General features: G+C 48.2%; 20 protein-coding genes. 8 read left to right on the top strand and 12 right to left on the bottom strand.

The genetic code is table 11. The features are described from left to right. Positions 1 to 78 precede the first annotated feature (78 nt). From FC43_RS00815 to FC43_RS00805, 3 genes are all read right to left on the bottom strand, one after another. A complete protein-coding gene (locus FC43_RS00815) occupies positions 79 to 864 on the bottom strand; it encodes a putative hydro-lyase (RefSeq protein ID WP_155818221.1) in 786 nt (261 codons plus the stop codon). A gap of 182 nt (positions 865 to 1,046) precedes the next feature. After that, positions 1,047 to 1,568: a hypothetical protein gene (locus tag FC43_RS00810; RefSeq protein ID WP_019205361.1), complete on the bottom strand. Its 522-nt coding sequence runs from the start codon at positions 1,566 to 1,568 to the stop codon at positions 1,047 to 1,049. Positions 1,569 to 1,634: 66 nt separating this feature from the next. Beyond that, positions 1,635 to 2,510, bottom strand: a complete 876-nt coding sequence (locus tag FC43_RS00805; RefSeq protein WP_056953356.1) for a DegV family protein — start codon at positions 2,508 to 2,510, stop codon at positions 1,635 to 1,637. Between the two features lie 202 nt (positions 2,511 to 2,712). Here FC43_RS00805 and FC43_RS00800 point away from each other — a divergent pair, with 202 nt between their 5' ends. Both FC43_RS00800 and FC43_RS00795 read left to right on the top strand, forming a co-directional pair. Beyond that, positions 2,713 to 4,419 (top strand): Rqc2 family fibronectin-binding protein, encoded by a 1,707-nt coding sequence (locus FC43_RS00800; RefSeq protein ID WP_056953353.1) that lies wholly within the window; start codon positions 2,713 to 2,715, stop codon positions 4,417 to 4,419. Between the two features lie 26 nt (positions 4,420 to 4,445). Continuing rightward, a complete protein-coding gene (locus FC43_RS00795; protein WP_019205358.1) occupies positions 4,446 to 4,775 on the top strand; it encodes a hypothetical protein in 330 nt (109 codons plus the stop codon). A gap of 253 nt (positions 4,776 to 5,028) precedes the next feature. Here FC43_RS00795 and yjeM (FC43_RS00790) read toward each other — a convergent pair whose 3' ends face one another. The 3 genes from yjeM (FC43_RS00790) to FC43_RS00780 form a co-directional block, all read right to left on the bottom strand. Further along, a complete protein-coding gene (gene yjeM / locus FC43_RS00790) occupies positions 5,029 to 6,561 on the bottom strand; it encodes a glutamate/gamma-aminobutyrate family transporter YjeM (RefSeq protein ID WP_056953351.1) in 1,533 nt (510 codons plus the stop codon). Positions 6,562 to 6,691: 130 nt separating this feature from the next. Beyond that, entirely contained in the window at positions 6,692 to 7,027 is a 336-nt protein-coding gene (locus FC43_RS00785) for a fluoride efflux transporter FluC (RefSeq protein WP_056953349.1), read from the bottom strand. Beyond that, positions 7,024 to 7,398, bottom strand: coding sequence for a fluoride efflux transporter FluC (locus FC43_RS00780; RefSeq protein ID WP_019205355.1), 375 nt, complete (start codon positions 7,396 to 7,398; stop codon positions 7,024 to 7,026). The genes FC43_RS00785 and FC43_RS00780 overlap by 4 nt, the downstream gene beginning before the upstream one ends. 178 nt (positions 7,399 to 7,576) lie before the next feature. Between FC43_RS00780 and FC43_RS00775 the strand changes: the two genes are divergently transcribed. Together FC43_RS00775 and FC43_RS00770 are read left to right on the top strand one after the other, a co-directional pair. Continuing rightward, the gene (locus FC43_RS00775; RefSeq protein ID WP_056953347.1) at positions 7,577 to 7,966 is read left to right on the top strand and encodes a VOC family protein; all 390 of its coding nucleotides are present in this window, start codon (positions 7,577 to 7,579) and stop codon (positions 7,964 to 7,966) included. Positions 7,967 to 7,990: 24 nt separating this feature from the next. Continuing rightward, positions 7,991 to 8,569 carry a GNAT family N-acetyltransferase gene (locus FC43_RS00770; protein ID WP_019205353.1) on the top strand — a complete coding sequence of 193 codons (579 nt, stop codon included), beginning with the start codon at positions 7,991 to 7,993 and terminating at the stop codon, positions 8,567 to 8,569. Between the two features lie 59 nt (positions 8,570 to 8,628). Here the strand turns inward: FC43_RS00770 and FC43_RS00765 are convergent, their stop codons facing one another. After that, a complete protein-coding gene (locus FC43_RS00765) occupies positions 8,629 to 9,051 on the bottom strand; it encodes a CopY/TcrY family copper transport repressor (RefSeq protein ID WP_056953345.1) in 423 nt (140 codons plus the stop codon). A 104-nt stretch (positions 9,052 to 9,155) separates the two neighbouring features. Beyond that, a complete protein-coding gene (locus FC43_RS00760) occupies positions 9,156 to 10,364 on the bottom strand; it encodes an ammonium transporter (RefSeq protein ID WP_056953344.1) in 1,209 nt (402 codons plus the stop codon). A gap of 240 nt (positions 10,365 to 10,604) precedes the next feature. On the opposite strand from FC43_RS00760, the gene FC43_RS00755 reads away from it, so the two are divergent. From FC43_RS00755 to FC43_RS00740, 4 genes are all read left to right on the top strand, one after another. Further along, positions 10,605 to 11,924 (top strand): MATE family efflux transporter, encoded by a 1,320-nt coding sequence (locus FC43_RS00755; RefSeq protein WP_056953342.1) that lies wholly within the window; start codon positions 10,605 to 10,607, stop codon positions 11,922 to 11,924. Positions 11,925 to 12,214: 290 nt separating this feature from the next. Beyond that, on the top strand, positions 12,215 to 12,988 hold the full coding sequence (locus FC43_RS00750) for a (S)-acetoin forming diacetyl reductase (RefSeq protein ID WP_019205348.1): 774 nt from the start codon (positions 12,215 to 12,217) through the stop codon (positions 12,986 to 12,988). Positions 12,989 to 13,346: 358 nt separating this feature from the next. Continuing rightward, on the top strand, positions 13,347 to 14,513 hold the full coding sequence (locus FC43_RS00745) for a hypothetical protein (protein WP_019205347.1): 1,167 nt from the start codon (positions 13,347 to 13,349) through the stop codon (positions 14,511 to 14,513). A gap of 23 nt (positions 14,514 to 14,536) precedes the next feature. Further along, positions 14,537 to 15,694 carry a M20/M25/M40 family metallo-hydrolase gene (locus tag FC43_RS00740; RefSeq protein ID WP_056953340.1) on the top strand — a complete coding sequence of 386 codons (1,158 nt, stop codon included), beginning with the start codon at positions 14,537 to 14,539 and terminating at the stop codon, positions 15,692 to 15,694. A 168-nt stretch (positions 15,695 to 15,862) separates the two neighbouring features. On the opposite strand, the gene yjeM (FC43_RS00735) is transcribed toward FC43_RS00740, so the two are convergent. The 4 genes from yjeM (FC43_RS00735) to FC43_RS00725 all read right to left on the bottom strand — a co-directional run bounded on the left by yjeM (FC43_RS00735) (position 15,863) and on the right by FC43_RS00725 (position 19,342). Continuing rightward, positions 15,863 to 17,365 carry a glutamate/gamma-aminobutyrate family transporter YjeM gene (yjeM, locus tag FC43_RS00735; protein ID WP_056953338.1) on the bottom strand — a complete coding sequence of 501 codons (1,503 nt, stop codon included), beginning with the start codon at positions 17,363 to 17,365 and terminating at the stop codon, positions 15,863 to 15,865. A 133-nt stretch (positions 17,366 to 17,498) separates the two neighbouring features. Continuing rightward, positions 17,499 to 17,858 (bottom strand): arsenate reductase family protein, encoded by a 360-nt coding sequence (locus FC43_RS00730; protein ID WP_056953336.1) that lies wholly within the window; start codon positions 17,856 to 17,858, stop codon positions 17,499 to 17,501. 83 nt (positions 17,859 to 17,941) lie between these two features. After that, positions 17,942 to 18,079 (bottom strand): hypothetical protein, encoded by a 138-nt coding sequence (locus FC43_RS10965; RefSeq protein WP_156648213.1) that lies wholly within the window; start codon positions 18,077 to 18,079, stop codon positions 17,942 to 17,944. A gap of 21 nt (positions 18,080 to 18,100) precedes the next feature. After that, entirely contained in the window at positions 18,101 to 19,342 is a 1,242-nt protein-coding gene (locus FC43_RS00725; RefSeq protein WP_056953361.1) for a tetratricopeptide repeat protein, read from the bottom strand. Between the last annotated feature and the right edge of the window lie 50 nt (positions 19,343 to 19,392).

Genomic DNA, 19,392 nt, shown 5'->3' with positions numbered 1-19,392 from the left:
CAGGTGAGATCGAATTTTACATAATTCGTTTCTCCACCTAAAAGGGAGCATATCACCACTAACGCAAACGAACCTTTTTTAATTCTTCAGCTTTTGATTCAAAACATCTGTCACCAACATATGCCCCGGCGCATGCGTAATTACCAATGGCAACCGACTCGCCATTACCGCGTTTTGCGGGGTTACACCACACGGCCAAAATACGGGCAATTCGCCGGGACGCAAGGGCACCGGATCACCATAATCTGGGTGGGCCAGATCGTTAATTCCTAGGGCCATTGGATCCCCTACGTGAATTGGCGCGCCGTGAACTCGTGGCATCGCAGCGGTTACTTGCACCGCCGTGGCAACTTGGTGAGCTAGCACTGGTCGCATGCTCACGACCATCTGCCCCTGCAAGCGCCCGGCGGAACGCAATGGTAAATTGGTATTGTACATCGGAACGTTGACTCCCAAGCTGGTATGCCGCATTTCAATCCCTGCTGCAACTAACTCCGCTTCAAAAGAGAAACTGCAGCCAATCAAAAAGGCTACAAAATCATTCTGCCAGTAATCATCAACCGCCGTTGGTTCAGCAACCAATTTACCATTTTGATAAACCCGATACCGCGGAAAGTCAGTTGCCAAATCAACATCCTGGGCAAATTCCTGCAATTGGCGACTACCCACGTCACTAACCTCTAAAATTGGGCATGGGCGCGGATTTCTTTGGGCGAGCAGCAAAAAATCATACGCATATGCTTGAGGAACAATCACTAAGTTTGCCTGAGTATAGCCGGGACAAACCCCACTTGTGGGACCTGTAAAGCGGCCTTGCCGGACCAAATGACGAAATTCCACCGGAGTGGTTGAGGATGTAATCATTCCGATCGCCTCCTAAAATTAAAATTACATGAGATATTTTTAATTTAAAGGAGCGCTGCTCAATTGTCAATTCACTTTAAATCTAGCAAGCGGCTTTATCCAACCGTTAGCTTTTATTTCTTCACATTACTGACAACCACGGTTAGTTTTATTTTGCCGACTGGAAGGCAAACGAAAAATTATTACCAATTTGAACGTTGCTCAATTCGTTCCTGTAAGCGTTCAATCTGGCCTTCTAAATAATTGGCTTGCTTAATTAAAGTATGGGTTTTTGCTTGCGGATCATTCAAAACGGCAGCCGCCTTGGCCCGATAACGGCGATGCTTTTCAAACTGCATCGTCCCTACCGCTTCGCCGCTCTGTACTAAACCATCATAGCGACGTAACAGCTCTTGCAAGCGTTGGCGCGCCGACTTCACATGCGCCTTTCTTACCGTCGTTGATCGGTGGCGGTGCGACGGTGGCAGAGACCGGCTCATCACCGGTTTCGTTTGACCATTTACCAACGCCGTCAATGCCTGAATATCAACCGTCAGCAACGGTAAATTGGCCTGCTTTGCGGCTTCGATTCGTTGGAAATTCGGTAAGGGCCGCCCCGTTTGCTTGGCTAAGTGATAAAGCTGAGCGGGGAACCTGATTTTGCGTTGCTGCTTGGCTTGAATTTCTCTTTGTTCATCTTCTCGATAGTAACGACGCCAATCCATTGTTTGCCCCATTTCGTTCACTACTTAAAAATAAAAACGAAGCGCCCTGCGCCCCGTTTGACAACTTTAAAGTGGTTGCTTAACTGTATCTTGCATCCATGCCAAGGCCAAGGCGCCCTGTCCCAAGTGGGTCCCAATAACTGGCCCAAAGTAGGATAATTCAAACTCAATGTCTGGGTGCAACTCGCGTAAATGAGTTAACCACTTTTGCCCAGCTGCTTCGTCATTTGCGTGCAGCACCATTGCGCGAACTGGGTAATCCAGGTGACTTAAATCATCCGCAAAAATCTGTTCACAGCGTAATTTGGCCTTTTTCATGGACCGCACCTTCTCAAAAGCTTCAATAGCATAGTTTGCGGTGTGCATCGTTAAGAGCGGCTTAATCTTTAGGATCGAACCAACGAACGCGGACGCATTTGAAAGCCGCCCGCCCCGCACTAAGTTTTGCAAATCATCAACCACAAAAACATTATTAAAAGTATCACGGTACGCCGTCAACTTCGTCAAGACAGTCTCCAAGTCATCACCAGCTTGAATCAACTTCGCCGCTTCCAAAGCTTCGTAACCCATCATCTTGACGGTCAGGTGTGAATCAAACGGAATAATTTGAATCGTATCCTTCATTTCTTCAGCTAACTGCCGTACCGTATTCATCAAGCCCGAAATGGCCGCCGTCAGGTGAATGCTGATCACCGCTTCATAGCCTTCATCCGCTAATTGTTGGTAAAGCTTCATCAACTCACCGACGGGGGGTTGCGAAGTACTTGGGAATGACCCGGCTGTCTTTAAGCGCGCATAAAAGTCTTCCGTTGTTAAATCAATGCCTTCCCGATAACTTTGACCATCAATGATTAATGGAATGGGAACCACACGAATATCGTTGGCCCGAGCCTCTTCACTGGTTAAATAGGCCGTGCTGTCAGTAACAACAGCGATTTTCATAATCAAATCCTCCAAATCTACATTCTGAGCTTGATTTTACCGAACCGATCACTTGCCGGCTTTAAACCTACATAACTTATAAAATAGCATAAAACCACTTAGAAGACAATTATCTCCACCTTCTTTAAGCGCTAGCTTGGTTATTTTCAAAAGAACCGCGTATAATTAAATTTAACGACTTTTTTCGAGGAGGTCATTTTCAATGGCATTTGATGGTTTTTTTACCCACGCAATGGTAAATGAATTAAACCAGGTAATTACAACGGGCCGCGTAATGCGCGTCAACCAGCCCTATCCCAACGAAATGATTTTGGTGATCCGGGCCCACCGGCACAATCAACGCCTATTAATTTCGGCCAATCCTGCCTACCCCCGCTTTCAGTTAACTGAGATTCCTTTTCAAAATCCCGCCGTTCCCAGCAACTTTACTATGACCATGCGAAAATATTTGGAAGGAGCCATCTTGGTCGCTATTGAGCAAGTCGAAAATGATCGAGTAGTAAAATTCCAATTTACTTCCCGTGATGAACTAGGTGACCAACAACTCCTAACTTTATATGTAGAAATTATGGCTCGCCACAGTAACGCCACCTTAGTTAACGAGACAACCGGGAAGGTGATCGATGCCCTCAAACATGTTGCCAATGATCAGAATCGGCTCCGGACCCTTTTGCCGGGCGCAACTTGGCGCATGCCCCCCAAGCAAACTCGTACTAACCCCTACTTGCCAAACCAAAAATACCCGGCTTTGGTTCGTACAACTGGGGAGCCTACCCGGTTGGCCAAAGAATTGCAGCAAACTTATCAGGGGCTTTCACCATTTTTAGCCACCGAATTTGCCAGTCGCCTGCTGGCAGCAGAAAACCTGCCACAAGCATACAGTGACTTCCTGATCGCATTTGACAACCCCACTCCGACAATGGTTGAAACCACCACTGGCAAACAAGACTTTGTGGCTTTAAGCCCGCAACAACCAACGATCCTGAGCACCGAGCACTTTTCGTCGCTCTCCGCTTTATTGGATCATTTTTACGCCCAAAAAGCTGAACACGATCGTACTAAGGAACTGGCTGGTCAAGTTCTTCACGTCATCAAAACCGAATTGAAAAAGGATCAGCGCAAAATCAAAAAATTACATCGGGAAATTGCTGATGCCCAGCAAGCTGACGATTTTCGGATCCGCGGTGAGCTGTTAACGACCTACTTAGGACAAGTTAAAGCTGGGGCGACTAAAATTTCGTTGCCAAATTACTATGACGAAAATCGGCCCTTAGAAATTGAGTTAGCCCCGGAGCTTTCCCCATCCAAAAATGCCCAGCGTTACTTCACCCGCTACAACAAATTAAAAGCGTCCGTCGCCTATGATCAGGAACAACTAGCAATTACCCAAGCGGAAGTTGATTACCTAAATGGGATTTTAAGTCAGATTGCCTTGGCTGCCCCTAAGGACGTTCAGGAAATCAAAGCTGAGTTAATTGAGCAGGGGTACTTGAAAAAGCACACCAAAAAAGGGAAAAAGCAACGCAAAATTCCCGCTGCCCAACCAAGTGAGTATTATGCTTCCGATGGTACATTAATCATGGTCGGTAAAAATAACCGGCAAAACGATCGACTCAGCTTTAAACTGGCTAATAAAAATGAACTTTGGTTCCACGTCAAAGATTTGCCCGGTTCGCACGTGGTAATTCGCGACACACACCCAAGCAATCAAACGATTCAGGAGGCTGCGCAACTGGCTGCTTACTTCTCCAAGGGCCGTGAAGCAACCCACGTTCCCGTTGATTACCTACCGATCAAAGCGTTGCATAAACCCGCTGGGGCCAAACCTGGTTTTGTAACTTTTCGCGGTCAAACGACCTTAATGGCCAAGCCGGTCGCCCCACAGCACATTAACCCTAAAAATCGGTAAACTATCTATATCTAAAGGAGTGCCCTATGGTTAATTCAATCCTTGCTAAGTTTCAAATTGCGAAACAATTACCAACCTTTGAACAAGAATTGCACCAAATTGAAACCACCCACCCAAAAGTGTACACGCTCGGGCTTCAATTAATCGAACGTTACATGAAACATCTGTATATTCGCCGGGCCGCAGCCATTTTAGCTCTGCCGGGGTTAGCCGTTAGCTACTGGACCCAAAATATTTTACCGGTTGCGACGATGATTACCATCTGGGGAATCGCCATGATGATGTGTCTACTGACAGCTACCCGCATCAATCAGCTTAAAGATCAATACCACCTCACTACTCCGCCCCAAGACTAACTGGTCTTACTGAATTTAACCTAATTTTCACCGCCCTCAGCCAGCTTATTTTCTAGTTTGGCTGGGGGCGGTTTGTCTTACCGCCGTTGCTGGGAGATTAAAAATAATCACCTGGAGCGTTTAAGCCATAATAAAAACGGCTACCAGGTTGGCAACCGTTAATTAAAGCCTTCTTTAACATCACGCTAATTGTCGTTTAAAGCAACATAACTGTAATCTTTACCCAGCACGGCCAAAAACAAAGTTGGCGTAATTATTCAACCACTTTGGTGCCCAATTTAGTTTGTTTTGGTGCCGGCTTTTGGGTTTGGTGATGATACAACAACCATCCCAACGCCCCAAAAAACAGCGGGCCAATGATGGTCCAAAAGGCCGTGGTATAGTCATGATCTAAAATTGGTTGCAGACAGGTAAAAACAATCCCAAACAAGACGACGCCTTGCACCAGCCAAGTTACCAACTGCGTTTGCCACGGTTTTTTAAAGAAGACGTACGGCCGTTCTAAATCCGTTCGCCGTTTAAAGGCCGGAAAAGCCCCAATAATAAAGAGGTATGGTGCCGTCGAGGCTACATTCGACATGTCGGTTAGAATCAAGTAAAACTTCTGCGCGGCCGAACCGCCAAAAGCAACGGCAAAAATCAAGAAACTGACAATTGCCGCTTGCCACCACATGGCATTGGCAGGCATACCGTGGGCATTCACCTTAATCAGCTTAGCGGGCCACAAGCGTTGATCGGAACCTAAAATGAAGGATTTAATCGGCGAATACAGCATAATGAAAAAGGAACCAACATAAGCCGCAAACATCCCCAGACCAGCAAAGCGCGTTAAGAAACTGCCAAGCAGCACACTGGCTTGGTGGGACAAGCCTAAACTATGCCCTAAAACCAAGCCGGCATTATTCATCATAATGTAGGTGATGTTACCCAGGTTTACCGTTTCGTCACTCAAAACCCGGTGCCAGTTCGTTGAAATCCCCCACATTAAAATTGATAGTGAGTACAAAACCGTGATCAACAACATGGCAATAATCAAGCCCCGCGGAAAAGTTTTTTGGGGCTTTTCTAATGAATCCATGACCCCACCCATGGCTTCCAAACCGCTATAGGCAAAGACCGCATAGACCACAAAGGAAAGAATCGCCACCGGCGTCTTAAAACTTTGGTTTGGCGAGATCAGCCAGGTGCTGGCGCCATGAATTGGTTCTTGTAAGACACCATGATTAGCAACAAAGATCACCAACGAGACAAGCAAAAAAATAACCGTCAGAGCTGATACCAAGAAACCGCCGAAGGTCCCCACTTTGGCGATTCCTTCAATCCCCCGACTTGAGAGATATGTCACCAACAGGACCCAGGCAATTCCCAGCAAGCCAACCACTTCCGTTGAATTCAAGCCCCACCAAGTCCAAGTCTGAGTCTGATCAGAACCAAACAGCAACGCAGAAAAAGGAATCCAGATCTTGGAAGCTGTCGAAACCATCCAAATAATCCAAGAACACAACCAAATAAACGTCCCAATAAAGGCTTGCTTTTCTCCTATGGCCACTTCCAGCCAGGAATAAATCCCCCCTTGCGCAGATTTTAGCGCCGACCCGTATTCGGCAATCATCAAAGCTACCGGCAAGAAGAAAAATAAGGCGGCAAACACATACCAAATGATGGCCGCATACCCCATCTGTTCATAAGCAACCGTGGAATTGGCAAAACCAAAAACCGTTGAAAAGATCATCATGATCAAACTAAGGAGCCCAATTTTGCGCCCCAGCGGTTTATCACTATCCATTTATAAACACACTCCTAAATTTCCCTGTGATTGAATTCACGTGTGTTTATTATACCGGTTTACTCCTGATTTGGAAACGCTTGCCAGATTAAAAATAATTCATTTCCCTTTCATTATTTATAAAAATTTATCATTTAAACGGGGTTGCCCACCAACCAAGAGCGACCGCCACCAAGCCAAAACTGACGCTTAGTATCATCACACTTACCGCTTGCCAAAAATGACCATCATCAAACAAGGCCACAATTTCCGTGGCAAAGGTTGAAAAAGTTGTAAAGCCCCCTAGCAGGCCAGTTGTTAACCACGCCCAGGGCGAAGCCAAACTTAACCCGAGACAAAAACTACCGCTTATATTAATGATAAACGTTGCTAATGGCCACTGTCCCCGCTGGTAGGTACGCACCAACCGTGTTACCCGCCACCGCAGCCAAGCGCCAACCGCTGCTGCGACACTAATTGCAATCATGGTCGCTCCTCCCGAAAGAACCGGGCCAACCAGCAGCCTAAGCCAGCGCCCGCCAAACCACCCCCGAGATTTAACCCTAAAAACGCCACCCCCAACCACGGCCTACTGTTGAGTAGTTGCCAACCAGTGGCCGCAAAGGTGGCATAGGTCGTAAACGCTCCCAGCATTCCCGTCCCTAGCCCTAAGGTCACACTGTTCCGCAAACGCTGACTGGCAAAGAGCCCAAAGGTTAACCAAGCCAGCAAAAAGCTACCACTTACATTGACGAGCGTGGTTGCCAACGGACCACTGAAAATCATTCCTAAGCCAGCGCGACAGCTGCCACCCAGGGCGCCCCCCAGCAAGACTGCTAAATCGTTTTGTCCCTTCATCTAAATTCCTCCTCATCAATCAGGCTCGATTTTAAGCCGCAATGCCTTGCTGACGCAAGCCCTGATGATAAATATTTTGTCCAGTGTTCTAATTTTAATTGGCAAATCACCAACTTAGGTGCATAATTAAAACCGCAGTATCTAAACGGCACCTTGCCGTTAGAATGGGGGCAACAATTTGAAGATGCGAAGAATCGACCACGTGGTCTTAACGGTCAGCAATTTAGAACAAGCCCGCCGGTTTTACCACGAGGTCTTTGATATGCCAGTAATTGAGCAGCAAACCAGCTCAGATTGCATTACCTTGCGGTGTGGTCACCAACTGTTACGGTTACAACAAGGTGAGCGCAAAGCCCTTGGCGCCGCCCAACCAACCGTCGGGGCGGCTGATTTAGCCTTGGTTTGCGGGGATAAAATTGACGACGTTTTACATCATTTAAAGAGCTACTATGTTGATGTGATTGCCGGGCCACTGCCTAAACTTGGGGCAGAAGGCGCAATGACTTCTGTTTATTTACGCGACCCGGATCAAAATTTGATTGAACTGGTTTTTTACCAAAACAAATAATAAGCCCTAAAGGAGTGTTTACAAATGCCAACTGATGTTCCAGCACCAATTTTTATGCGGAAAGCAACCTTAGAAGATTTAGATGAAGTCTATGCGGTCATTGAAGACGCCAAAAAGCTGTTAAAAGCCGATGGTTCATCTCAGTGGCAACAAGGCTACCCGTCTAAATTAAGTATGCAACAAGATATTGAAAGTAATAATTGCTACGTTTTGATTTACGGAGATGAAATCGTGGGCACCGGGACGCTGATGCCCTTCGGTGATACCCACTACGCCTACATCGTCGATGGTAAGTGGAACCATGCTGGGCACCCCTTTGGGACCATCAACCGCATTGCCATCTCCAGCAAATACCGGGGCAAGCGCTTTGCCAATTACATTATGTCAACGCTGATCAGCATTGCTTATGCTAAGGGCGTGCGCGACATTCGAATTTCGACGCACGAAAAGAACGCCCGCGTTCACCAATTAGTGCAAACCTTTGGCTTTATTCAACGCGGGAAAGTCTACACTGGTCCCACGGACGATGACTTGCGCAACGCCTACGAATTAAACCTCGATAATGTTGACGCAAGTGAAATTACCGGTGATGATGCTGAATAGGCCAATAAAACAAAACAGGTCAACCAAACCCTTTCTCAGGTTTAGTTGACCTGTTTTTATTAGCAGTGGCAAGCCATTGGTAAACAGTTGCACGGAAGCTTTGCCGGTGCGGTCGTCATTTTACGTTCAAGACTTGCTTGTAAGTTAGCAATATCAGTTTGTGACAGTGGAACTGTTTCGATCGCATGTAAGAGTGCCGCCCCCACATGCCGTTGGCAGATTTCGGCTAGCAAGCCGGTCAAAGCCTGATCAATCGTTGCCTGTTCGGCAACTAACGGCCGGTAAATAAATGCCCGGCCATCGCGCTCCGTCGCCAAAGCTCCCTTGGCAACCAAACGCCGTAACAAGGTCTTGATCGTTGCCTCCTTCCAGCCCGTACTCGGGGCTAATAATCGAATCACTTCCGTGCTGGTTACCGCCTGCTTAGACCACACAATGCGCATTACCTGCCATTCAGCAGGCGTGATTTCTAAACCGTTCATGTTGTATTCACCTCTGGCTTTAGTTTACAAGTGTCATCGATGCCTTGTCAACCACCGCCAAACACAAACCAGCAGTCGTTGCCAACTGCTGGTTTCCCTTAGAATTAAACTTCTTCAACTAAGTCTTTAATCCCCACCCAACCTTGGGCTTCGTCCCGGGCCGAAAGTCGCACGGGCATGACTTTTTGCAGAACCTTGACAATCAACCACCCCATCACAAAAGCATAAAGGATGGTAACAACTGTCGCCAGCGTCTGTAAGCCGAGTTGCGTCCAGCCGCCCCCGTAAAACAAACCATTGTGCACAACGGCCGGGTTAATTTGACTGGTGGCAAACAGGCCGGTGGCCAAACTGCCCCAAATCCCACTGACCCCGTGGCACCCGAAGGCATCCAGCGTATCATCAATTTTAAGTTTGGGCTTAACGAACTCAACGAACCAATAGCTAATTACCGACGCCCCTGCCCCAATAATTAGAGCCCCGACAATGGTTACATACCCCGTCGCAGGAGTAATGGCGACCAATCCGCACAGGGCCCCCGTACAACTCCCGACTAAAGTCAAGTTGGGTTTGAAAAAAATTTCCAATCCCTGCCAAGCCACCATGGCCGCAGCCGTAGCCACGGTCGTGGTCAGCATCGCTTGAATCGCCACATCGTTAATGGCCAACGCGGAACCAGCGTTAAAACCATACCACCCTAACCATAACATTGCCGTTCCTAACAAGACTAAGGCTTGATTGTCATGATGATCGGTTTGTTTCAACCGCGGCCCAATTACAATTGAAAGCACCAGCGCGGTTACCCCAGCGTTAATGTGGACAACGGTGCCACCAGCAAAATCCAGGGTGCCGAGGTGTTGTAAAATCCCGCCGCCCCAAACCATGTGTACCAATGGATAGTACACCAATCCGGACCAAGCAACAATAAACGCAGCTAAAAAAGACAGGCGGACCCGCCCCACGATTGCTCCAATGAACAGAGCCGGCGTAATAATGGCAAACATCATTTGATAAAGCGAGTATAAACCCACCGGAATATGAATGCCGGCCATAAGTTGATGCAAGTTAACATGCTTAAGTAAGGCCTCATTTAAGTTGCCAGTGATCCCCCAAACGTTGCCAGAAAAAGACAAGGAGTAACCAACCAAGACCCATAAAATCACTGCCAGCCCGCAGATGAAAAAGACCGAAACGAACGTGTTGACCATATTACGGCGGGGAACTAAGCCCCCGTAGAAAAATGCCAACCCTGGGGTCATGAAAAAGACCAGGATGCTCGACAGCATGATAAATAAGACGTTTGCTGTATTCATGATCAATCATTCCTTTCTGTTGCAATGAATGGTGCTATTATCATCCCCCGCCCTACCTTTGCCAAGCCTTTAATGAGAAAATGATGATAAATTAGTCCAATTTCCCGTTTAAAATATCTTTTCACAGTGCGAAAACGGTTCCGAGTTTACATAAGTTTCCTAGACCAATCCAACTCGATCCGGAACTTGACACCATATGATATGCTTAAATTAAAAAGAACTTACATGAGGAAAGTTATCTTGGAAGAATTATTTGAACACACCTCCGTACGCCGGGCCTACTTCACTTTAGCTTTGCCGGTGGTGTTAAACATGGTCGTCGCCTTGGTTTACAACCTGGTGGACACCTTTTTTGTTGCTCAGACGCAAAACGCGAATTTAGTAGCGGGGGTCTCTTTAGGGGCCCCGTTGTTTACCCTAATGGTTGCTTTGGGCGACATCCTCGGCTTAGGTGGTTCCTCCGTGATTTCCCGCCTGTTTGGTGAGAAACGCTTTGACCAAGCTCGCCGCGTCAGTGGTTATTGCTTTTCCGCCGGCTTTTTGCTCGGCTTGATCGTCTTAGTGCTCCTATTTCTTTTGCAAACGCCAGTATTAAAATTATTGGGAGCAACCCCGGCCACTTGGGAATACGCCCGTCAATACTACCTGGTTATCGCCGCGGGCGCCCCCTTCATCGTTTTTTTTTACGCCCCAGTAAACATTTTACGTACTGAGGGCTTAGCGGTTGAATCGATGAAGGCCAGCGTCATTGGGACGGTTATTAACATTGTGTTGAATCCTTTCTTTATCTTCACCTGCGGTTTAGGCGCCGCGGGGTCCGCCCTGGCTACGGTCACCGGTAATATTTTCGCCGACCTGCTAATGATCTATTACCTGCGGACCAAAAGTCAGCGTCTCACCACGTCCCCACGGGAAACTAAGATTTCCCGCCGTATGCAGGGGGAAATTTTAGCCATCGGGATTCCAGCTTCAGTAACCAACTTAATGTCGACCTTTGCGATGGCACTGACCAATCGTTACCTGATTGCTTATGGCCCTTCCAGTGTGGCCGCCATGGGGATTTCCCTTAAAATCAGTATGATCATCACAATGGTCTTTGTCGGTTTTGCCTTTGGTGCGCAACCCTTAATTGGCTATACTTACGGGGCCAAGGATACCAAACGTTTTAATGAAACCATGCGCTTAGATTTGACCGTTGTTTGCGGGTTTGCTTTAATCATGACCGGCGTCATTTGGCTGCTTGCGCCAACTTTGATTCGTGGTTTCATGCATGATCCAACGGTGATCAAGCATGGGATTACCATGATTCGCTGGTTGGTTAGCTCCGCCACGTTGGCTGGTTTGATTTTAGTCTTTACGACTATGTTTCAATCAATGGGCAAAGCCTTGCCGGCTTTTATCCTTTCTTTCTGCCGGCAAGGGGTGATCTTTTACCTTGTATTAATCGTTTTCGCCCACTCGTTTGGCTACACGGGAATTTTAGCCAGCCAAGCCGGCGCTGACTTTATCACTGCGCTCCTGGCAGTTGGGCTGTTTAACCATTACCGCCCACGGAAGTAATAACCATTAGCTCGCCCCTTGCTTATCCGCAGGGGCGAGTTTTTTATATAAAATTTTTCACCGCTTGATCAGTAAGCTGTGAAGGCGCTTGTGCGATAAATCGGTCATCTGAAAGCGTTAACTTGGCATCCTGTCGCGATTTTTTGGTGTCAGTCTTGCTCAATTTGTCATCTCCTTCACAAAAACTGTGAAAAAAATCACGAAACCCATTGACGGACGTTTAACAACTCCCGTATAATAGTGCCAACGAAATGATATAAAACGCTTCAGCGTGAAAGGTGGAATTTTTCATGACAAAGAAAGTTGCAATGGTAACCGGTGCCGGCCAAGGGATTGGGGAAGCAATCGCTTTACGTTTAGCAAAGGACGGCTTTGCGGTAGCCTTAGTTGCTCGGCGGGCTAACAAGTTAGAAGACGTCAAGCAAAAGATTGAACAAGCCGGCGGTGAAGCCTTGGTTGTCGCTGCTGACGTGGCCAAGCGGGAAGAAATTTTTGCTGCCGTAGAAAAGACGGTCGAACACTTTGGTGACTTCAACGTCATGATCAACAATGCCGGGGTTGCCCCAACGACGCCAATCGACACGATCACGGAAGATGACATTGACTACGTATACTCCGTTAACGTTGCCGGGACGATTTTTGGGATCCAAGCAGCCCACGCTGCCTTCAAGCAATTAGGTCACCCAGGTAAGATTATTAACGCCACTTCCCAAGCCGGGGTGGTTGGGAACCCGAACTTAACGGTCTACTCCAGTTCCAAGTTTGCGATTCGGGGGATCACCCAAGTAGTGGCCCGTGAATTAGCGGAAGAAGGCACGACGGTTAACGCCTTTGCGCCAGGGATTGTTAAGACCCCAATGATGTACGACATTGCGCACAAGGTTGGTCAAAACGCCGGGAAAGACGACGAATGGGGAATGCAAACCTTTGCCAAGGACATCGCTTTGAAGCGTTTATCTGAACCAGAAGACGTTGCCAATGCCGTGGCCTTCTTGGCTGGCCCAGACTCTGATTACATCACTGGGCAAACCTTAGAAGTCGACGGTGGGATGCAATTCCACTAGTATTAACTGCCCTCAATTTGGTGGGGCCGCTGCAAAAATGTGGCGGCCCCGCTTTTTTTATTTTCCCTACTTGACACCTCTCATTTTTCTGTTATTATTCTAATTAAACTTTAATAAAAAGGAGGGCAATCACATGCTGATCAACATTCAACAGTTTAACTGGCAAAGCTGGCACTGATTAATCGTACATGTGATTGCTCCACAGGTACGATTCTTTGAGACTTCTCAAACCGTACCTGTGTCGGCTCAACAAATGCAACCGCGCAGGCATCGCCCTGGGCGTTTTTTTCTTTACCTCGGGGGTTTGAGAAGCCACTGGTCACTTAGCTCAACTACTTTAAATTTGGAGGTAATAACAATGGCTGGCATTTTGCCCCTCACAATTCTATTAGCCCTGTACGCAGTTAGTGAAATTATTTCACGGAAAACCCACGCCCTGGTCAACACTGTTTTAACCATCTCCGTCTTCGCCCTCCTTGGCTTCTGGACGCATCTGCTCCCGAAGGACCTCTTTACCAACAGTGGGGTCGAGGCGTTTGGGATGGCCATTGTCGGCATCATGCTGACCGCGCTTGGGACTACGATTAACCTCGCCGAATTAAAACGCCAGGCCAAGGTCGTCTTAATTGCCATCGGCGGCGCCCTTGGTGCTTGCGCCTTAATTGTTTTAGTAGCCAGCCTGTTGAACCGACAAAATTACGGAATTGTCGGCGCCCCGATTTTTGCTGGCGGCAACGCGGCAACCCTGGTTCTCCTGGCCGCATTAAAAGAAGCCAACTTGCCACTCTTAGCTACTTACGCCTTGGCCGTCCTCACCTTCCAAAATTTCATTGGCATCCCCGTTGCCAGTGCGGCCCTTAAAAAAGAGGCCCAACGCTTGCTAACGTCGGGCGAGCTCACCGTCGCGGCCGCTTCTGTGGAGCCAGGTACAACCCCGTCACGCAAACCGTTGCAGTTACCCGCACAATTCAACACCCCCGTCTTTTGCTTAGCTAAACTAGGAGCGGTCGCTTCTCTAAGTTACGGCACGAGTCTGTTGTTGCACGGGAAAATCAACTATCTAGTTATCTGCTTTGTCTTTGGGATTCTCTTTTACCAACTCGGCTTTTTGGATGATGACATGTTGAACAAAACCGGTTCGCATGGCTTGATTACTTTTCTGGTGACCGTGGTCATCTTAGGCAGCCTGGCAAACACCACCCCCCAAATGGTTATCAGTGTGCTGGGCCCCTTGCTGGTTTGCTTGCTGGTGGGCACCATTGGCTTAATCCTCACGGCCGGTCTCTTAAGCAAACTTACCCACACGTCATTTCCGCTCACCATTGCCCTAGGTATGACGTGTACCTTCGGTTTTCCAACGACCATGTTGCTGGCCCAAGAAGTCGCGGCTTCAACGGGACAAACGCCCGCTGAACGTGGAGCGTTGGAACAATATCTGTTACCGAAAATGCTAACCGCCGGCTTAGTGACGGTGACTTTGGTTTCCGTTTTCTTTGCTGGCTTTGCCATTAATTATTTACACTAATCGGTCCATGAAAGGAGTAACCAATGAACGCTTTAGCAACCTACCTCACCACCCAGTTACCAGCAATGTTGCAATTTACTGAACGTTTGGTAAACCAGGATTCACCGGCAACTGAGCCGGCTAACATCCAACAAGCCGTCGCCCTGGTGCAAGCCAAAATGGAAGCTTTACACATGACGGTGCACCAGCTTAACGCCAATCACCCCGGAACCATCCTCATCGGGGAACTTCCTGGGACTTTACCCGGTCGCCCGGTCATTTTAAGTGGCCACTTAGACACCGTTTTCCCAACGGGGACCACAGCCCAACGGCCCTTCACCACCACACAGAGCTTAATGAGCGGCCCCGGGATTTTTGATATGAAACCTGGTCTAACAATGGGGTTGTTTGCCATTCAGGCTTTGCAAGCACTCCAGCTTCCCCACCGGGCAATCCGGATGCTGGTCATTACCGATGAAGAAAAAATCCACCGTGATTCAACAGCAGATCAAGCCCTCGCGCAGGCTGCCCAAGGCGCTGATTTTGCGCTGAACTTAGAGGGGAGTGCCGCTTTGAACCAAGTCACTACCACCACCCGCGGGGGGATGATCGTTGAAGTCGCCGTCCAGGGACAAGCCGCCCATTCTGGGGCCGCGCCTGAAGCTGGGCGGAGTGCAATTTTAGAACTCGCCCACCAAATTATTCAGCTCGAAGCCCTCAGCGACCTGACCGCTGGCCTGCACGTCAACTGCGGTACCATTACCGGCGGCAGCAGTGAAAACATTATCCCCGATTTTGCCAAGACCCAATTAGGCGTACGTTTTAAGACTAATGCCCAACGTGAGCACTTATTAGCGCAAATTCAAGCCATCGCGGCCACCCCCACGGTAGCCGGAACGCAAACCACCGTTACGGTTAAAACCAAAATTGACAGCTTGGAACCGACAACTGGCAGCCAAACGCTTTTGCAAATCGCTGACCAGCACGCCCAAGCCATTGGGATCGGCCCCTTAGCAGCCATTGCCAGTGGTGGTGCTTCCGATGCTGGGATCATCGCCGCCCAAGGCATTCCGACTTTAGACGGTCTTGGCATCGTCGGGGGTAAGGCCCACACGAAAGACGAATTTGCGGTCGTCGAATCGTTGCTGCCCCGCACGCAATTAATCGCTGCTCTCCTACAAATAACCCACCAGTTTAATTAAGCTTGCAAGCGGATGACTGTGTTTAACATTAGTCATCCTTTTTCTTGCCACCACCGCAACTGGCCAGGCAGAACTTAAACCTGGTTCGCCACCCCAAAGACTAGCATCAGACGAAAAAAACCGCCCCAGTAAACTGAGGCGGCTGCAATCAGATGATTTAAATAAACTTTATTTCATCCCATGTTTTTTGCTGGCAGTCTGGTAGAACACGTAGGCCACAAAGGCAAAGAAGAATGGCCCGGCAATCGTCCAGAAGGCTGTTTCATAATCATGATCCAAAACGGGTTGGGCAAAGGTAAACAGGGTCCCCACCACCAGAATCAGTTCCACAAACAGGACCAAAATCGTGGTCCAAGTGTGATTCTTAAAGGCCACGAAAGATTGGTCATAGTGCTTCTTTTTAAAGAACGGAAAGGCTCCAACCAAGAACATGTACGGTGCGGTACTGGAAACGTTGGACATGTCCGTCAAAATCGTGTAGAAGCGTTGGGCCGCTGAGCCCCCGAAGGAAACCAAGAAGACGATCACACAAACGATGATCGCTTGCAGCCACATCGCGTTGGCCGGCATTTCCGCCTTGTTCAAGCGGGTCAACTTTTCCGGCCATAACCGCTGATCAGACCCTAGGATAAAGGCCTTGATTGGTGAGTACATCAAGATGAAGAGGGCCCCTAAGAAGCCAATCGCCTGGGCCAAGGCCACGATCCGCGTCATGATAACCCCAAAGGTCGCCGCAGCCGCGTGACTCCAGCCTAGGGCATTTCCCATCGCCAAGCCGAGATAATTAAAGACCGCGTAGGTAACATTCCCGAGGTTCAAGCTACTGCTGGTCATTTGTCCCTTGTAGTTAATTGACCACCCCAACATGAAGATCATCAAAACGTAGGTCCCGATCGTAAACAAAGAAGCAATGATCAACCCGCGTGGGAAGGTCTTTTCCGGTTGATCCATGTTGTCAGTGACCGACCCCAAGGATTCCATCCCCCCGTAGGCAAAGACGGCGTAAACCACAAAGGAAATCAAAGCAATCGGCGTTTGGAAAGCTGGGTTCGGGGAAGTAATGAAGGTGCTGGCCCCGTGAATCGGCTCTGCCAAGCGGAAGTGGTTAGCAAAGAGCACAATAAAGGAGACCACCACGAAGATCACATTAACCACGATCGTGAAAATCCCCCCTAAGGAACCGATTTTGGCAATCGCATTCATCCCCTTGGAACTCAGGAAGGTTACCGCTAAAATCATGATAATCCCCAAGACCCCAATGGTTTGCGTTGAGTTCATCCCCAACAAGGTCCAACTGGTCGTAGTATCCTTACCAAAGATCAAGGCCGAGAAGGTAATCCAAATCCGTGACGCGGTGGACACCATCCAGATGATCCACGACGCCAACCAAACGAAGGTCCCGATAAAGGCCCACTTCTCACCAATTGAACCGGCTAACCAAGAGTAAATTCCCCCCTTGGCATCCTTAAAAGCAGACCCATATTCGGCCATCATCAGGCCACACGGGAAGAAGAAACAAATCCCGGCTAAGGCGTACCAAAAAATGGCCCCGTAGCCCATTTGTAAATATGCGTTGGAAACATTCCCAAACCCAAAAATGGTGGAAATAATCATCGTCACCAACCCGAAGGTCGTAATCTTTTTGACCTTACTGTTAGTGCTTTCGTCCATAAGTAACACTCCTCCAAAATGAATAAGAATTAAAAAATAAAAGCTTTAACTGGTATGATTATACTCTGATGATATTATTTATCAAGCCTTGACAGCGATCTTCCCCCTTTGGATTTGCGCTTTTGCATAGATATTATGGCAGCCACTCTTGCTCGTATACGGCAGGCTTAAATCCCGCCGTAACGTGCTCCCCCTCTACCATTAAAGGCCGTTTGATTAATTTGCCATCACTGGCCAGCAGTTGGGCGGCTTGTTGCAATGTCATCGTATCTAATTGATCCTTCAGTCCCAATTGCCGGTAATGCTGGCCACTGGTATTGAAGAAGTACCGCAACCCCCGGGCTTGATTGGCCGTTAGCCACCGCAACAAATCCGCTTCTGCCGGTGGTGTCGCTACCAAATCAACCTTGTCAAAGGCCACCCCATGCTCAACTAGCCACCGCTCGGCCTTTTTGCACGTGGAACAGCGCTGATAACAATAAAAAGTTGGCATTTAAATTCCTCCTTTGGTATACCAGGTAGCATTAATTTAATTATACATGATTTTTAAAAAAACGGGGGTCGTCGCACCCCACTTCAAAGTGCAACTACCCCAGTTGTCGACCCAAAATTACTAAATCTCGCCGTGGCCTGATGCGCTGGAATACTTTCGTTGTAGATCGCCACGATGCGGGGTAAATCCGCCCGCTGGGCAAAGCGAAACGTTGCCGTCATGGTGTTTCTCCAATTTTAAACTTAGAACGCTTGGTACTGCGCCTCTAGCTCCGTCAATTCTGGGTCATCTGGTGCCAAAGTCAGTGCATGCTCCAAAGTGTCCAAAAGTAAGGCCTGGTCGCCATTTTCTTGATAAAAGCCTAACAGTTGTTTTAAGAAAGTCAGATTTTCCCAATAAGTCGGCCGGGCGTTTTCGTAAGCTTGCGCCGCAGCATCGAACTTTTCAAGGGCTTGATACGATTGCGCTAAGTTCCACTCGACTTGCGGATCTACGGCTGCCTTGTTCACTGTCGTCAGTACAGCTAGGTTGGCCTCATGATCATTTTGGCTGAGGTAATAATTGCTAAGTTTAAGGGTAATAGCCAAGTTGTCTGGATCTAACTCGTGCGCTTTCGTCAGGTACTTCTCCACCAAGGTCGTTTCACCCAAGCGGCCCGCTAAATCCCCTGCCAAAGCAAACAACTGCTCATTATATTCATCAACCCCCAGTCCCTCTTGCGCTACCTTCAGGGCTTGACTGACGTGATTTTCTTGGAGATATGCTTGCGCCAAGGCCGGATAAGCGGACGCATACTGATCATCATCTTCAATCAGTTCTTTTAAGGTCACGATGGCGGCTTTTAAATCGCCTAAATTTAATTCCGTCAAGCCAGTTTGAAACCGTAAGTCACTGGTTAGGTATCCCGGCGCCACTTGCTTTAAATACCCCAGTGCCTGATCAAACTTACCGCTTTGCGCATATGCCATTCCTAACCGTCCGGCAATATCGACACGCGCAAACTCGGCAACTCCGGCTTGAATCAAGGCAAAATAGTATTGAATCGCTGGCGTAAACAAGCCGGTCGCATAGTAGTACTCCCCTAAGGCAAACAAAACGGCTGGTTCCGTTGGGGCCAGTTGGTAGGCTGCTTGCAGCTTTTCTTCGGTTACTTCAAACTGTTCTTCCGTTTGATATAAATCGGCCGCCACCAGAAGCGACTGAAGATAGGCCGGTGAATCAGACTTGATTTGAGCCAAGTAAGCCAGCGCCTCATCATTATTCCCCTCATCAATTGCAATCTCCGCCAAAGCTGTCCGTAATTCATCTTCCGCCGGATAACGCTGCAAAAGCTTTAAGTACGTGCGTTGAGCTTGATGTAAAAAACCTAAGGCATATAATTGCTCCGCCAGATTAAATAAAATCTCATCATCATCTTCACGCAGTGCCCAGGCAAAGGCTTTCTTGGCTTCCTCTAATTGGCCACTTTCAATCGCATTCAACATTTTTTCGGCATATGATTCACTCACGCGTTCTCGTCCCCCTCATTAATTGT

Source organism: Limosilactobacillus ingluviei DSM 15946, assembly GCF_001435775.1.
Taxonomy (GTDB): Bacteria; Bacillota; Bacilli; order Lactobacillales; family Lactobacillaceae; genus Limosilactobacillus; species Limosilactobacillus ingluviei.
The sequence above is the reverse complement of the archived record's forward strand: the minus strand, read 5'-3'. Positions and strand labels throughout refer to the sequence as shown.

Excerpts from the sequence above, each read along its gene's own strand:
- FC43_RS00740 (WP_056953340.1), top strand. The coding sequence starts at position 14,537 with ATGAACGCTTTAGCAACCTACCTCACCACCCAGTTACCAGCAATGTTG.
- FC43_RS00800 (WP_056953353.1), top strand. The coding sequence starts at position 2,713 with ATGGCATTTGATGGTTTTTTTACCCACGCAATGGTAAATGAATTAAAC.
- FC43_RS00760 (WP_056953344.1), bottom strand. The coding sequence starts at position 10,364 with ATGAATACAGCAAACGTCTTATTTATCATGCTGTCGAGCATCCTGGTC.
- FC43_RS00785 (WP_056953349.1), bottom strand. The coding sequence starts at position 7,027 with ATGATTGCAATTAGTGTCGCAGCAGCGGTTGGCGCTTGGCTGCGGTGG.
- FC43_RS00725 (WP_056953361.1), bottom strand. The coding sequence starts at position 19,342 with ATGTTGAATGCGATTGAAAGTGGCCAATTAGAGGAAGCCAAGAAAGCC.
- FC43_RS00730 (WP_056953336.1), bottom strand. The coding sequence starts at position 17,858 with ATGCCAACTTTTTATTGTTATCAGCGCTGTTCCACGTGCAAAAAGGCC.
- FC43_RS00815 (WP_155818221.1), bottom strand. The coding sequence starts at position 864 with ATGATTACATCCTCAACCACTCCGGTGGAATTTCGTCATTTGGTCCGG.
- FC43_RS00795 (WP_019205358.1), top strand. The coding sequence starts at position 4,446 with ATGGTTAATTCAATCCTTGCTAAGTTTCAAATTGCGAAACAATTACCA.
- FC43_RS00750 (WP_019205348.1), top strand. The coding sequence starts at position 12,215 with ATGACAAAGAAAGTTGCAATGGTAACCGGTGCCGGCCAAGGGATTGGG.
- FC43_RS00765 (WP_056953345.1), bottom strand. The coding sequence starts at position 9,051 with ATGAACGGTTTAGAAATCACGCCTGCTGAATGGCAGGTAATGCGCATT.
- FC43_RS10965 (WP_156648213.1), bottom strand. The coding sequence starts at position 18,079 with ATGACGGCAACGTTTCGCTTTGCCCAGCGGGCGGATTTACCCCGCATC.
- FC43_RS00745 (WP_019205347.1), top strand. The coding sequence starts at position 13,347 with ATGGCTGGCATTTTGCCCCTCACAATTCTATTAGCCCTGTACGCAGTT.
- yjeM (WP_056953338.1), bottom strand. The coding sequence starts at position 17,365 with ATGGACGAAAGCACTAACAGTAAGGTCAAAAAGATTACGACCTTCGGG.
- FC43_RS00805 (WP_056953356.1), bottom strand. The coding sequence starts at position 2,510 with ATGAAAATCGCTGTTGTTACTGACAGCACGGCCTATTTAACCAGTGAA.
- FC43_RS00810 (WP_019205361.1), bottom strand. The coding sequence starts at position 1,568 with ATGGATTGGCGTCGTTACTATCGAGAAGATGAACAAAGAGAAATTCAA.
- FC43_RS00770 (WP_019205353.1), top strand. The coding sequence starts at position 7,991 with ATGCCAACTGATGTTCCAGCACCAATTTTTATGCGGAAAGCAACCTTA.
- FC43_RS00780 (WP_019205355.1), bottom strand. The coding sequence starts at position 7,398 with ATGAAGGGACAAAACGATTTAGCAGTCTTGCTGGGGGGCGCCCTGGGT.
- yjeM (WP_056953351.1), bottom strand. The coding sequence starts at position 6,561 with ATGGATAGTGATAAACCGCTGGGGCGCAAAATTGGGCTCCTTAGTTTG.